Below are 12,883 nucleotides of genomic sequence, written 5' to 3'. Positions count from 1 at the left end.
CCCGCCGTGCGGTGGTGCTACTCGGCCGCCGGGAGCGTCGCCGCGGCCGCCCGCTTGATCGCCGCGTCGCGCTTGCGCACGTACCAGATGCCGATCAGGCCCAGCCCGGCGCCGGCCAGGCAGGTCCAGATCCACCATGCGTGGCCGCGGTCCGCGTACCAGCCGTAGAAGGGGAGCTGTACGAGGAAGAGGACGAACCAGAGGATCGTGCCGCCGGTGATGGTGGCGACCACGGGGCCCTCCAGGGGCTCGGGCGCCTCGTGCGTGGGGGTCCATTTGGTCATGCGCACAGCTTACGAGGCCTGCGGGGCGGTATCGCAGGGAGCGGTGGGTCTCCTGTGGCGCCGGAGGTCTACGCGCGGAGATAGCTAAATCGACTTCATATGTTCATACTGAAACAGTCCGAGCCTGGCCACTTCTTGTCGTAGGAAACACCAACAGCACCGTGGGGGAGCGCTGAAGGTGACCTGGGAGCGGCGAGGCTCGATCATGTTCCCCACCCCCGTCACCCCCTGAGGTCCCGCATGTCCACCTCGGCCCCCGCCAAGGTTCCCGCGCCCGAGCAGCCGGGCGGCACGCCCGCCTACGGCGCCCTCGACCGCTACTTCAAGATCTCCGAGCGGGGCAGTTCGCTGTCCCGGGAGGTCCGTGGCGGCTTCGCCACCTTCTTCGCGATGGCCTACATCATCGTGCTGAACCCGATCATTCTGGGCAGCGCGAAGGACATGTACGGGCACCAGCTCGACAACGGTCAGCTGGTCACGGCGACCGTGGTCACGGCCGCCTTCACCACCCTCCTCATGGGTGTCATCGGCAACGTGCCCATCGCGCTCGCCGCGGGCCTGGGTGTGAACTCCGTGGTCGCGCTCCAGCTCGCCCCGCGGATGACCTGGCCGGACGCCATGGGCATGGTGGTCCTGGCCGGCTTCGTCGTGATGCTGCTGGTCGCCACCGGTCTGCGCGAGCGCGTCATGAACGCCGTGCCCTACGGGCTGCGCAAGGCCATCGCCATCGGTATCGGCCTGTTCATCATGCTGATCGGCCTGGTCGACTCCGGCTTCGTCTCCCGCATCCCGGACGCCGCCCACACCACCGTCCCGCTCCAGCTCGGCGTCGACGGTCACCTCACCGGCTGGCCGGTGCTGGTCTTCATCCTGGGCACGCTGCTGACCCTGGCGCTCATCGTGCGCAAGGTGCCCGGCGCGATCCTGATCTCGATCGTCGCCATGACCGTGCTGGCGATGATCATCGACGCGGTCGCCACGATCCCGTCCTGGGGTCTGACCACGCCGAAGTGGCCGGGCAACCCCGTCGCCACCCCCGACTTCGGCCTGATCGGCAAGTTCAGCCTGTTCGGCGGTTTCGACAAGGTCGGCGTGCTGACCGGTGTCCTCTTCGTCTTCACGGTCCTGCTGTCGTGCTTCTTCGACGCGATGGGCACGATCATGGGCATCAGTGACGAGGCCAAGCTGACGGACGCGCAGGGTCAGATGCCCGGCATCAACAAGGTCCTCTTCGTCGACGGCATCGCGGTCGCCGCGGGTGGCGCGTCCTCCTCCTCGGCCACCACCTGCTTCGTGGAGTCCACGGCCGGCGTCGGCGAGGGCGCCCGCACCGGCTTCGCGAACGTCGTCACCGGCGCCCTGTTCGCCGTGGCCCTCTTCCTCACCCCGATCGCCACGATGGTCCCGTCCCAGGCGGCCACCCCCGCCCTGATCGCGGTCGGCTTCCTGATCCTGGCCGGCTCGGTCAAGGAGATCGACTGGGCCGACTTCACCATCGCCATCCCGGCCTTCGTCACGATGGTGATGATGCCGTTCACCTACTCGATCACCAACGGCATCGGCATGGGCTTCATCACCTTCGTGGTGATGCGCCTGGCGGCGGGCCGGGCCAAGGAGATCCCGGTCGCGATGTACGCCGTCTCGGCGGTGTTCGCCTTCTACTACCTGATGCCGGCCCTCGGGCTGACCTGATGGCGCGGGGTCGTCACGTGACCCCGTAGAACTTCTCCGTCTCCTCGACGGCGGTCTGGAACCGCTCGTCGAAGTCGTCGCGAATGAGCGTCCGGACCACATAGTCCTGGACGCTCATTCCCCTTTTCGCGGCATGTTCCCGGAGCCTCTCGAGCAGCTCCCCGTCCACACGCAGGCTGAGCACGCTGGTCCCCATGCGTACGAGAGTCGCTGCACGCTTCGGTGTGGCGCGAGATGTTCCGCCTAGGGATCACCCGTATGAGTGATATCCGGATTGAGCCGTCCGGGTCACGGGCATCTCCGCGCGGTCCCGTCGGTCCCGTCGGTCCCGTCGGTCCCGTCGGACCCGTCGGTCCTCGGTGCGCCTCGGTGGCCCTCCGCGCGTCCCTCGGTGGTTCCCGGCTTGTTCCCGTCGGTCTTCAGGGCGCGCCCCGTTGGTCTTTAGAAAGAGTAATGAGTTACGCTAAAGACCATGTCGGACCTTACCCATGGCGACGACCTTGCCGCCGTGAACTCCCTGCGATCCGCAGTCATGCGGCTGTCCCGTCGCCTCAAGCACCAGCGAGTCGACGAGTCGCTCAGCCCGACCGAGATGTCGGTGCTGGGCACCCTCTCCCTGTGCGGGAGCGCGACCCCGGGCGAACTCGCCCGCAAGGAGCACGTCCAGCCGCCGTCGATGACCCGCATCGTCGCGCTGCTGGAGGCCAAGGGGCTGGTCCGGCTGGAGCCCCACCCCGACGACCGGCGCCAGAAGGTCGTCACCCAGACCGAACAGGCCACGGCGATGCTCGAGGAGAGCCGCCGCAAGCGGAACGCCTTCCTGGCCTCCCTGGTCGACGGCCTCGACGAGGACGAGTGGGCGAAACTGCGCGCCGCCGCCCCCGTGCTGGAGAAGCTCGCACACCTGTAGCCGCACGCCTGTAGTCGCACATCTGTAGATCGGCACCACTGCTGGATCGGCACCACCGCGCCGCGAGGAGGCGAATCCTTTTGAGTTCGGGATCCGGAGCACCTTCCGCCCCCGCACCGACCATCCACGACACTTCCCCCGGCAGGGCCCGCAAGTCCTCGATGTTCAGCTCCCTGAAGGTCAGGAACTACCGCCTGTTCTTCGCCGGCCAGGTCGTCTCCAACACGGGGACCTGGATGCAGCGCATCGCCCAGGACTGGCTGGTCCTCGGCCTCACCGGCTCCTCCACGGCCGTCGGCGTCACCACGGCCCTGCAATTCCTGCCGATGCTGCTCTTCGGCCTGTTCGGCGGGGTCCTCGTCGACCGCCTGCCCAAGCGCGGCACCCTGCTCGTCACCCAGTCCGCGATGGCCGTCACCGGTCTCGTACTGGCCTTCCTGACCCTGTCCGGACACGTCCAGGTCTGGCACGTCTACCTCGCCGCGTTCGCCGTCGGCCTCGCCACGGTCGTCGACAACCCGGCCCGCCAGTCCTTCGTCACCGAACTGGTCGGCCGCGACCAGCTGCAGAACGCGGTCAGCCTGAACTCCGCGAACTTCCAGTCCGCCCGGCTGGTCGGACCCGCCGTCGCGGGCCTGCTGATCACCGGGGTGGGCACGGGCTGGGCGTTCCTCGCCAACGGCCTGTCCTTCGTCGCGCCCATCGCCGGACTGCTGCTGATGCGCGCCCGCGAACTGCACGTCGTCGAGCGCGCCCCGCGCGGCAAGGGCCAGCTCCGCGAGGGCCTGCACTACGTCGCCGGGCGGCCCGAGCTGATCTGGACGATCGCCCTGGTCGGGTTCATCGGCACCTTCGGTTTCAACTTCCCCGTGTACCTCTCGGCCTTCGCCGACGACGTCTTCCACGCGGGGGCGGGCTCGTACAGCCTCTTCAACACGCTGATGGCGGTCGGCTCACTGGCCGGCGCGCTGCTCGCCGCCCGCCGGGGCACGGCGCGGATGCGGGTGCTGGTCGCGGCGGCGGTGGTCTTCGGCACGGTCGAGATAGTCGCCGCACTCACTCCCTCCCTGTGGGCGTTCGCCCTGCTCATGGCCCCGATCGGGATGTTCGGCATGACGGTCAACGTCACCGCCAACACCAGCGTCCAGATGGCCACCGACCCGGCCATGCGCGGCCGGGTGATGGCCCTGTACATGATGGTGTTCATGGGCGGCTCACCGGTGGGCGCGCCGATCGCCGGCTGGATCACGGACACCTACGGCGTCCGGGCCGGACTCGCGGCGGGCGGCGCCGTCTCGGCCGTCGCGGCCGTCACCATCGGCCTGGTCATGGCCCGCGTCGGCGGACTGCGGCTGGCGGTGGGCTGGAACCACGGCCACCCGCGGGTGGGCTTCGTCCCGAAGGAGCGCCAGGAGGAATTGGCCGCGGCGGTCTGAGCCGCCGAGGCGTACGTGCCGGGCCCTGGGGAGACCGCTCCCCAGGGCCTCCGCTTTCCCCCGGGCACCGGCCCCGCGCTTCCCGGGGCGGGCGGGGGCGCCCGCGCGTGTGCGGGAGGCTCGCCGGGCGGTCCGTTCCCTGGAAGGGTGACGTCCATGAGACTCTTCGCCGCCGTGCTGCCCCCGCAGGACGTCATCCGCGAACTGGCCGCCGAGGTCGACGCCCTGCGCGGGCTGCCCGGCGCGCAGGGGCTGCGCTGGACGGGCCGCCCCGGCTGGCACTTCACGCTCGCGTTCTACGGCGAGGTCGACGACGACCTCGTACCCGCGCTGTCGGCCCGCCTGGAGCGCGCCGCGCACCGTTCGTCCCCCTTCCCGCTGGCGCTGCGCGGCGGCGGCCAGTTCGGGCACGGACGGGTGCTGTGGACGGGCGCCGCCGGTGATCTGGAGACGCTGCGGCTGCTGGCCGACCGGAGCGAGGCCGCGGCGCGGAAGGCGGGCGTGCCCATGGGCGAGCACCGCCGTTACCAGGCCCATCTGACGGTGGCCCGCAGCCGTGACGCGATCGACACCCGTCCGTACGTCGAGGCCCTCGCCGGGTTCACCAGCGACACCTGGACGGTGACGGACCTGTGCCTGGTCCGCAGCAACCTGCCGAAGTCGGGCGTGCCCGGCGAGCAGCCCCGCTACGAGACGGTCGCCCGCTGGCCGCTGGGCCCCGCCCGGCGGACGGGGGACGACGGGAGCGACGGGAGCGACGAGCGCGAGGGGAGCGACGGGAGCGACGCGGTCTGAGCGGCCAGGGGGTCCCGGTCGGCGGGCGGACGGGGAGGGAGCCTGCCCGGCGGGCGGTTTCGGGACGGTCCGCCGGACGGGTTCGCGCCGGGGCCGGTTACGCTCGGACGCGTGGACCCGAAAACCCGGAACCGGATCATGGCCGGTGTGCTTGTGCTGCTGTTCGTCGTCGTCGCCCTGGCGGCCGCGCTCGGCAGGTGAGCGCGCGGCCGTGCGGGGCCGCAGCCGTACGGGTCCGTGACCGGGTGAGCCATGACCGGGTGAGGCCGTGCCCCTCGGGTGCCGTGGCCGCCGGGCCGACGGCCCGGCCACCGGGGCGATCCCCGGTGGCCGTCCGTCGGCGTTCGTCGGCCGTCCGACGGTGGGCCGCCTACCAGGCGAAGGCCTCCGGGGACGGGCCAGGACCCGGGAAGACCTCGTCGAGGCCCGCCAGCAGTTCCTCGCCCAGCTCCAGCTCGACGGCGCGCAGCGCCGAGGCGAGCTGCTCCGCGGTGCGCGGGCCGACGATCGGGCCGGTCACGCCCGGCCGGGTGAGCAGCCAGGCCAGCGCGGCCTCGCCGGGCTCCAGGCCGTGCTTGTCGAGCAGGTCCTCGTACGCCTGGATCTGCGCGCGCTTGGCCGGGTCGGCGAGGGTGTCGGCGGTCCGGCCGGAGGCGCGGCGTCCGCCCTCGGCCTCCTTCTTGAGCACACCGCCCAGCAGCCCGCCCTGGAGCGGTGACCAGGGGATGACCCCGAGCCCGTACTCCCGCGCGGCCGGGACGACCTCCATCTCGGCGCGTCGCTCGGCGAGGTTGTAGAGGCACTGCTCGCTGACCAGGCCCATGGTGCCGAGGCGGGCGGCGATCTCGTTGGCCTGGGCGATCTTGTAGCCGGGGAAGTTGGAGGAGCCGACGTAGAGGATCTTCCCCTGCCGCACCAGCACGTCGACGGCCTGCCAGATCTCCTCGAAGGGAGTCGCGCGGTCGACGTGGTGGAACTGGTAGACGTCGATGTGGTCGGTCCGCAGCCGCTTCAGGCTGGCGTCGACCGCGCGCCGGATGTTGAGCGCGGAGAGCTTGTCGTGGTTGGGCCAGGCGTCGCCTTCGGCGGCCATGTTGCCGTAGACCTTGGTGGCGAGGACGACCTTGTCGCGCCGCTCACCGCCCTGGGCGAACCAGTTCCCGATGATCTCCTCGGTACGGCCCTTGTTCTCGCCCCAGCCGTAGACGTTCGCCGTGTCCAAAGATCAATTTTGACGCCATGATCCGAACCGCATACCGTCACCCCTTGTGCGCGATGCGTGACACAGGGGAGAGGGAGAACGGGCATGGCGAGAGTTCTGGGTGTGGTCCGTCTGTCGAGGGTGTCGGACGAGACCACATCGCCGGAGCGTCAGCGTCGGTCCATCCAGCGATGGGCCGATCAGGAGGGGCACGTCGTCGTGGGGTGGGTCGAGGACATCGACGTGTCCGGCGGGGTAGAGCCGTGGAAGCGTCCGGAGTTCGGCAAGTGGCTTCCCTCGACCATCGGGAAGGAGGTCAGCGCGATCGAGCACCGGATCGCGGTGGAGGAGTCGCGCGCCGACGAGTACGACATCATCTGCGCGCTGAAGATCGACCGTCTCTCGCGACGCGTGCTCCATGTGCACGCCCTCCTGGAGTGGTGCGAGAAGAACGGCAAGGAGGTCGCCACCGTCGAGGACGGGATCAACCTCAACACGCAGATGGGGAAGCTCCTCCTCAGCCTGATCGCGTCCTTCGCGGAAGGGGAGCTCGAAGCCATCAAGGCGCGGGCCAAGTCCTCGTACAACCACCTGGTGAAGGAGGGGCGCTGGCGCGGCGGCCGCACTCCGTACGGTTACCGGGAGGAGAAACAGGAGACCGGCGACGGATGGAAGCTCGTCCCGGACGACTACGGGACCAACACGGCCGGGACGCTCCGTGAGATCGTCCGCCGTCTCATCGCGGGCGAGTCGGCGAACAGCATCGCGCAGTGGCTCAACGAGGACGTGTCGAAGACCCCGACGTCACTCGACGCCCAGATGATCCGTAACGGCAAGACCCCGAAGGGAAGCCGCTGGACCGCCGCGAACACGGCCAAGGTCGTACGTTCCCGCTGCATCCTGGGGCAGATGGAGGTGTCCGAGGAGGTGATGGTCGACGGGGAGAAGACGACACGACGCCGGGTCGTCCGGGACGCGGACGGCCAGCCCCTCCAGCGCGCGGAGCCTCTGATCACGCACGAGGATTGGGAGCTGGCCAACAAGAAGCTGGACGAGAACACCAGCAAGCGCAACGGCAACCGCAAGGGTGGGTCGCCCTTGCTCCAGGTCGCGTTCTGCACATGTGGGGAGCCGGCGTATCTCGCCCCTGGCCGTAACTGGCCCTACTACCGCTGCGCCTCCCGTACCACGCACAAGCCGTGTCCGACCGGAAGCAAGGGCATCGCGGCGCACACGCTGGAGGACGCCGTGGGGAAAGCGTTCCTCCTCACTGCCGGGGACGTCGAGATCGTCCGGAAGGTCTTCCGGCCGGGCGTGGACTACACGCGCGACATCGAGGAAGTGAACCGCGCCCTCTCGGACCTGAGGGAGGACCGCGAGGCGGGCCTCTACTCCAGTGAGCTGGGCAAGCAGGAGTACCGGGAGGCGTACAAGCGGTTGGACGCGCGACGTGAACAGCTCATCGCGCAGCCCACGCGCCCGGACACCTGGGAGGAGATCCCGACAGGAGAGACCTACCGGGAACGGTGGAGCACGTTGTCGACCCAGCACGAAAAGGGCAGGGAGCTACGCGCCGCAGGGGTCAAGGCCGTCATCCATGCCGAGCCGATTCCCGGGATGACCGCCGCGCAGCTCATGGCTCCCGATGGCCATGACGGGATGTGGCAACACCCAGTCGGGAGGGTTCAGGTTCTGATCCCCATGGACTTCAAGCAGCGTCTGCGCAACATGGCGGCGGTCCACAGCGAAGGCTGACCGACAACTGCATGCGACGAGGAGGGCCCTGTGGTCGGGGCCCTCCTGCGCGTTTGTAGGATGCCCGGCAGGTCGCCGCCGTCGCTCCCGACCGCAAGAGACCGAGTCCAGGCCCGATGCCCTGGGCGCCCAACCTGTGAAGCGCCGTGCCTCCCGCACGGCACCCCCGCGAAGAAGGGAGACACATGTCCCGCCGTCCGGCGGGGTCGCCGGCGCACCCTCGTGCGCCTCACAGGAAGGAGCCGCGAACCAGTGGCCATCAGCTTCGGTCATGACCGCCCGTGGGGCGGAGTCTCCCAGCGCGAATACCAGCGCAAGGCGCAGGACCCTCTACACCCGCTGGCCTACCGTGTCCACTTCGCCGCCATCGGATGGGCCGACCGTCACGGGCACGCAGCCTTCGCCCCTGGGAAGCTGGCCACCCTCCTCGGCAAGGACGGTAAACCCCTGTCTGACCAGAGCACGAACAACGCGATCGCACGCGCCAAGAGGCTCGACCTTGTATCGCCCCGGTCGGGAGCCGCTTGCCTTGTTCTTGGTTCTCACCTCTTCCAGAAGGGGAAGGGCGCTCCGGTGCCGTGCCGCGTCCATCAAGACCGGTGAACAACACGCCGTACGTGTAGCCAGCACACGCCACACGTGTACCGGCATTGCCAGTGACCTGCGGAAACGTTCGCTTCGTCTCTCTTCTTCTTGTCCAAGCGCAGTAGGGGCGCGGCAGCGCCCCATGAGACGGGCATCGGCGAGGCGGTAGAGAGCATGCGCGGCCGGACGGCCGCCACAGTCCGAAGCCCCTACGACAGAGCGGCCCCGCCGGGGCCGACAGGAGCAAGACCAAGGGAGGCGCTGCCGCGCCCCCACAGGCAGGGCCGTCAGGCTCCGTTACTTGCACTCCTCTGCCGTAGCCAAGGAGGCAGCGCAAGTGGCTTCGACACGTTCTGCCTGGAGGAGGGGCCGACCTGAAAGACCCTGGAACCGTGGCAGGATTTGAGCCGGTAAGACCCGGCGGTCGGGCAAGGCCCTTCAAGGGGCCATACCCCACCCCCTTCGCCGTCGGGCAGGCTTGCCCGTGCCGCTGTCAGGCGAACGGCTGTGCGCCTCTGTGAGCTGATGCCTGTCCGCACGACTCACGAGGAGAAGCGAGCGAAGCGGTAGGCACTCAGGCAGGCGCACAGCCTCACGGCAGGGCAGCCAGCCAGGGCGGAGGGCAAGCCCAAGGCAAGGCGCACCAGCGCTCCAGGTGTCGAGCACGATCACCAGGACCACAGGCGACGCGGAGAGTGATCACGACAGGCCGTCTCGAAAACCAAGGTTTGTGAGAGGAGGTGGCAAGCGTCCCTGAAGGGGTGTAGCGCTGTTCAAAACCCGTCTCGAAACTCCAGTCTCAGGCTTGACGTATTGAGATGAGTTCTGAGACGGTCCCGGCTGTGACGACGAACACGATCACCGGTCAGCTCATCGGTTACGTCCGCGTCTCCACCGATGACCAGGAAGCGCAGTTGCAGCGCGACGCACTGACGGCCGCAGGCTGCGCCCGGATCTTCGAGGACAAGGCATCGGGCAAGAACACCAACCGGCCAGAACTCACGGCCGCCCTGGACTACGCGAGACCCGGCGACACCCTGTGCGTGTGGAAGCTCGACCGCTTCGCCCGTTCCCTCATCGACCTTGTGACCATGGTCGACACCCTTCGAGAGCGGGGCATCGGGTTCAAGGTGCTCACGGGTGCACTGGCCAACATCGACCCTGGTACGGCAGACGGTCGTCTCATGCTTCAGGTGGTCGGGGCCATGGCGGAGTTCGAGCGCAGCCTCATCAAGGAGCGCACCCGCGCCGGACTCGACGCAGCCAAGGCGCAGGGGCGTACCGGCGGACGGCCGTCCGTCGTGAACGAGGACGCGCTGGCCGTGGCCCGCGCGAGGAAGGTGAAGGGGGAGAGCGTCAGTGCCATCGCCAAGGCTCTGGGCGTCTCCCGGGCCACGCTGTACCGGCACCTCGGAGACGACTCCTGACGGCGGAACCTGATGCCCTTGCCTGGAGCGGACTCGAAGCAGTTGGCTTGTGGCCCATGAAGTACACCCAGCTCGGACGCACCGGACTCAAGGTCAGCCGACTCGTTCTCGGCACGATGAACTTCGGTCCGCAGACAGACGAATCAACCAGCCACGGCATCATGGACGCCGCTCTCGACGCGGGTCTGAACTTTCTGGACACGGCCAACGTCTATGGGTGGGGTGAGAACAAGGGCCGCACCGAGGAGATCATCGGTACTTGGTTCGCCCAGGGTGGCGGGCGGCGCGACAAGGTCGTCCTCGCCACCAAGGTGTACGGGAACATGGCGGGCGACGGGGACGTCTGGCCCAACCACGACAAGCTCTCCGCGGTGAACATCCGCCGCGCCGTCGACGCCTCCCTCAAGCGGCTTCAGACGGACTACATCGACATCTACCAGTTCCATCACATCGACCGGGCGACGCCGTTCGAGGAGATCTGGCAGGCGATCGACGTCCTGGTCCAGCAGGGCAAGATCCTCTACGCGGGGTCGTCCAACTTCCCTGGCTACAAGATCGCCCAGGCCAACGAGGCCGCCGCCCGGCATGGCCGCATGGGCCTGGTCAGCGAACAGTGCCTCTACAACCTCGCTGAGCGCCGCGCCGAGATGGAGGTCATCCCGGCCGCGCAGGACTACGGCCTCGGTGTCATCCCCTGGTCTCCGCTGCACGGAGGACTGCTCGGCGGCGTCCTCAAGAAGGAGGCCACACAGGGGCGCCGGGCGAGCGGCCGCGCTGCCGACGCGCTCAAGGACACCAAGACACGCGAGCAGATCCAGGCGTACGAGAACCTCCTCGACAAGCACGGCCTGGAGCCCGGTGAAGCGGCGCTCGCCTGGCTGCTGACCCGCCCCGGCGTCACCGGCCCGATCGTCGGCCCTCGCACGCAGGAGCAGCTGGACTCGGCGCTGCGCGCCCTACAGCTGGAGCTGAGCGAGGAACTGCTGACGTCTCTGGACGAGATCTTCCCCGGTCCCGGACCGTCTCCCGAAGCCTTCGCATGGTGAGGTAGCGGGTCTGTGTCGGAGTCGTCGCCTTCTGCTTGCGTTCGAGGCGAGTGGGAGGCGGCGGCTTCGTCGTTTCCACTCGGGGTCCGCAGGAGCGGTGAGCGTCAGCGATGCGCTGCTGCGGAACCTGGCGTCAAAATTGCCGGTTGGCGGTGTCGAAGAAGTTGATGCCGGCGTCGAGCGCCGCGTCCATGATCGTGTGGCTGTCGGCCTCGTCCGTCAGGGGGCCGAAGTTCATGGTGCCGAGGACGAGTCGGCTGACCTTGAGTCCGGTGCGTCCGAGCTGCGTGTACTCCATGGTCTCCAAGCCAACGTCTTGGAGTGAGCTCTATGCAAGGGCGGGCGGCGTCAGCCGCGGGGAAAGTCGTCGGTGGTGAGAGTGAGGCCGACGGGGGTCGCGGTGAGGTCGATGTCCGCTCCGAAGGAGACGGTCAGTTCACTGACGTACTCGCCGTCCTTGGGTTGGCTGAAGAGATGGCACCTGCCCTGGTAGGGGTCGGCGACGAGGTACACCGGGACCTCGGCGGCGGCGTAGGCGGTCTTCTTCGGGCCGTAGTCGTTGGCGGCGGTGCCCTTGGAGATGACCTCAGCGACGAACTCGACGTCCTCGTAACGCCAGCGGCCGTCCTCCGTTTTGGCGGCGCCCTCGGTCATCACCGTGACATCGGTCGCGAATCCGTTGAGGTTTCCCGGGTAGTCGATGCGGACGTCCGACTTCACACGCTTGCGGGGATACTTGGTCCGCAGCTGCTCGACGATGTCCAGGATGATCTCCCAGTGAGTGTCCCGCTGCGGCGACATGCAGACGGTCCCCTCGACGATCTCGACCTTGTATCCCTCGGGGACGGGCATCGTCTCGAGCCGCTCGAACATCTCGTCGAGGGTGCTCGTGTTGTCGCTCTCGGCCATCGCGATCCTGTCTTCGAGGACGGTCATCGTGGCGCTCCTCCCCGGCGGCCCCATGGACCAGTGCCGCCGCGCGGTACAACGATACGCATGGTGACGGAGTCACGGGCAGGAGTGGAATATGCCGGAGGCCTGCCGGAGCGGACCCGCCTCAGTCCCGCTCGTACTCCCCGCCCAGTCCCCACCCCTGATACATCGCCTCCGCGAACGCCTCCGCGATCCTGTGCTCGCCGCTCGCGTTGGGGTGCGTGCCGTCGTAGGTGTCGTGGTTGATGTCGTACCCGGGCGGCGGCGAGGCCAGCAGCAGGGGCGAGCGGGGCTCGTCGAGGTCGGCGACCGTCTTGGCCAGCAGTTCGTTGAAGGCGGCGACCTCCACCGCGAAGTCGGGGTCCTCCAGCGCGCGGGAGTTGGGTATCACCGGCAGGACGACCATCCGCACCCGCGGGTTCGCCGCCCGCGCCTCGGTGACGAAGAGCCGCACGTTGTCCGCCGTCTGCCGCGCGTTCGTGTAGAAGCCCAGGTCGATCAGGCCGAGGGCGACCAGCAGGACGTCCGCCCGGTGCGCGCGGACCGCGTCGCCGACCAGCGGGGCCATGTGCAGCCAGCCCTCGCCCCAGCCGGCCAGGTGAGCGCGCGGGAAGTCCGGTTCGGCGTACTCGTACGACGTGGGCGCGTCCGTCGCCTTGTCGTGGAGCGTCTCGCGCGGGCCGACGACGGCGAACGGGCGGCCGTACGTCGTGCGCAGGTGCTGCCACATCCGGTAACGCCAAGTGTGTTCGCCGGCGCTTCCGATCGTCTGGGAGTCGCCGACGGGCATGAACCTGAGCATCCGCTCATGATGGACGA

11 protein-coding genes and 2 pseudogenes are annotated in these 12,883 nt (G+C 68.8%); 7 read left to right on the top strand and 6 right to left on the bottom strand.

Going from position 1 to position 12,883, the window contains the following annotated elements:
- Window positions 1-17 precede the first annotated feature (17 nt).
- Window positions 18-284 (bottom strand): DUF2530 domain-containing protein, encoded by a 267-nt coding sequence (locus ACWC24_RS10650; protein WP_450662461.1) that lies wholly within the window; start codon window positions 282-284, stop codon window positions 18-20.
- Window positions 285-524: 240 nt separating this feature from the next.
- On the opposite strand from ACWC24_RS10650, the gene ACWC24_RS10645 reads away from it, so the two are divergent.
- Entirely contained in the window at window positions 525-1,976 is a 1,452-nt protein-coding gene (locus ACWC24_RS10645; RefSeq protein WP_450662460.1) for an NCS2 family permease, read from the top strand.
- Window positions 1,977-1,989: 13 nt separating this feature from the next.
- Here ACWC24_RS10645 and ACWC24_RS10640 read toward each other — a convergent pair whose 3' ends face one another.
- Window positions 1,990-2,172 carry a ribbon-helix-helix protein, CopG family gene (locus ACWC24_RS10640; protein WP_152894851.1) on the bottom strand — a complete coding sequence of 61 codons (183 nt, stop codon included), beginning with the start codon at window positions 2,170-2,172 and terminating at the stop codon, window positions 1,990-1,992.
- Window positions 2,173-2,448: 276 nt separating this feature from the next.
- On the opposite strand from ACWC24_RS10640, the gene ACWC24_RS10635 reads away from it, so the two are divergent.
- The 3 genes from ACWC24_RS10635 to thpR all read left to right on the top strand — a co-directional run bounded on the left by ACWC24_RS10635 (window position 2,449) and on the right by thpR (window position 5,117).
- Window positions 2,449-2,886, top strand: coding sequence for a MarR family winged helix-turn-helix transcriptional regulator (locus ACWC24_RS10635; protein ID WP_450662459.1), 438 nt, complete (start codon window positions 2,449-2,451; stop codon window positions 2,884-2,886).
- 80 nt (window positions 2,887-2,966) lie between these two features.
- On the top strand, window positions 2,967-4,322 hold the full coding sequence (locus ACWC24_RS10630; RefSeq protein ID WP_450662458.1) for an MFS transporter: 1,356 nt from the start codon (window positions 2,967-2,969) through the stop codon (window positions 4,320-4,322).
- 156 nt (window positions 4,323-4,478) lie between these two features.
- Window positions 4,479-5,117, top strand: coding sequence for an RNA 2',3'-cyclic phosphodiesterase (gene thpR, locus ACWC24_RS10625; protein ID WP_450662457.1), 639 nt, complete (start codon window positions 4,479-4,481; stop codon window positions 5,115-5,117).
- Window positions 5,118-5,487: 370 nt separating this feature from the next.
- Here the strand turns inward: thpR and ACWC24_RS10620 are convergent.
- Window positions 5,488-6,336: pseudogene (locus ACWC24_RS10620) on the bottom strand (aldo/keto reductase); the annotation flags it as partial.
- An 87-nt stretch (window positions 6,337-6,423) separates the two neighbouring features.
- Between ACWC24_RS10620 and ACWC24_RS10615 the strand changes: the two are divergent.
- The 3 genes from ACWC24_RS10615 to ACWC24_RS10605 all read left to right on the top strand — a co-directional run bounded on the left by ACWC24_RS10615 (window position 6,424) and on the right by ACWC24_RS10605 (window position 11,131).
- Window positions 6,424-8,073 carry a recombinase family protein gene (locus ACWC24_RS10615; RefSeq protein WP_450662456.1) on the top strand — a complete coding sequence of 550 codons (1,650 nt, stop codon included), beginning with the start codon at window positions 6,424-6,426 and terminating at the stop codon, window positions 8,071-8,073.
- Window positions 8,074-9,500: 1,427 nt separating this feature from the next.
- Window positions 9,501-10,085 (top strand): recombinase family protein, encoded by a 585-nt coding sequence (locus tag ACWC24_RS10610; RefSeq protein WP_450662455.1) that lies wholly within the window; start codon window positions 9,501-9,503, stop codon window positions 10,083-10,085.
- Between the two features lie 56 nt (window positions 10,086-10,141).
- On the top strand, window positions 10,142-11,131 hold the full coding sequence (locus ACWC24_RS10605) for an aldo/keto reductase (protein ID WP_392959515.1): 990 nt from the start codon (window positions 10,142-10,144) through the stop codon (window positions 11,129-11,131).
- 145 nt (window positions 11,132-11,276) lie between these two features.
- Here ACWC24_RS10605 and ACWC24_RS10600 read toward each other — a convergent pair.
- From ACWC24_RS10600 to ACWC24_RS10590, 3 genes and pseudogenes are all read right to left on the bottom strand, one after another.
- Window positions 11,277-11,429, bottom strand: a pseudogene (locus ACWC24_RS10600) (aldo/keto reductase); the annotation flags it as partial.
- A gap of 50 nt (window positions 11,430-11,479) precedes the next feature.
- A complete protein-coding gene (locus ACWC24_RS10595) occupies window positions 11,480-12,067 on the bottom strand; it encodes a Uma2 family endonuclease (RefSeq protein ID WP_450662454.1) in 588 nt (195 codons plus the stop codon).
- Between the two features lie 121 nt (window positions 12,068-12,188).
- On the bottom strand, window positions 12,189-12,866 hold the full coding sequence (locus ACWC24_RS10590; protein WP_450662453.1) for an SGNH/GDSL hydrolase family protein: 678 nt from the start codon (window positions 12,864-12,866) through the stop codon (window positions 12,189-12,191).
- Window positions 12,867-12,883 lie beyond the last annotated feature (17 nt).

The sequence above is a fragment of the Streptomyces sp. NPDC001443 genome, from assembly GCF_053597355.1.
The sequence above is the reverse complement of the archived record's forward strand: the minus strand, read 5'-3'. Positions and strand labels throughout refer to the sequence as shown.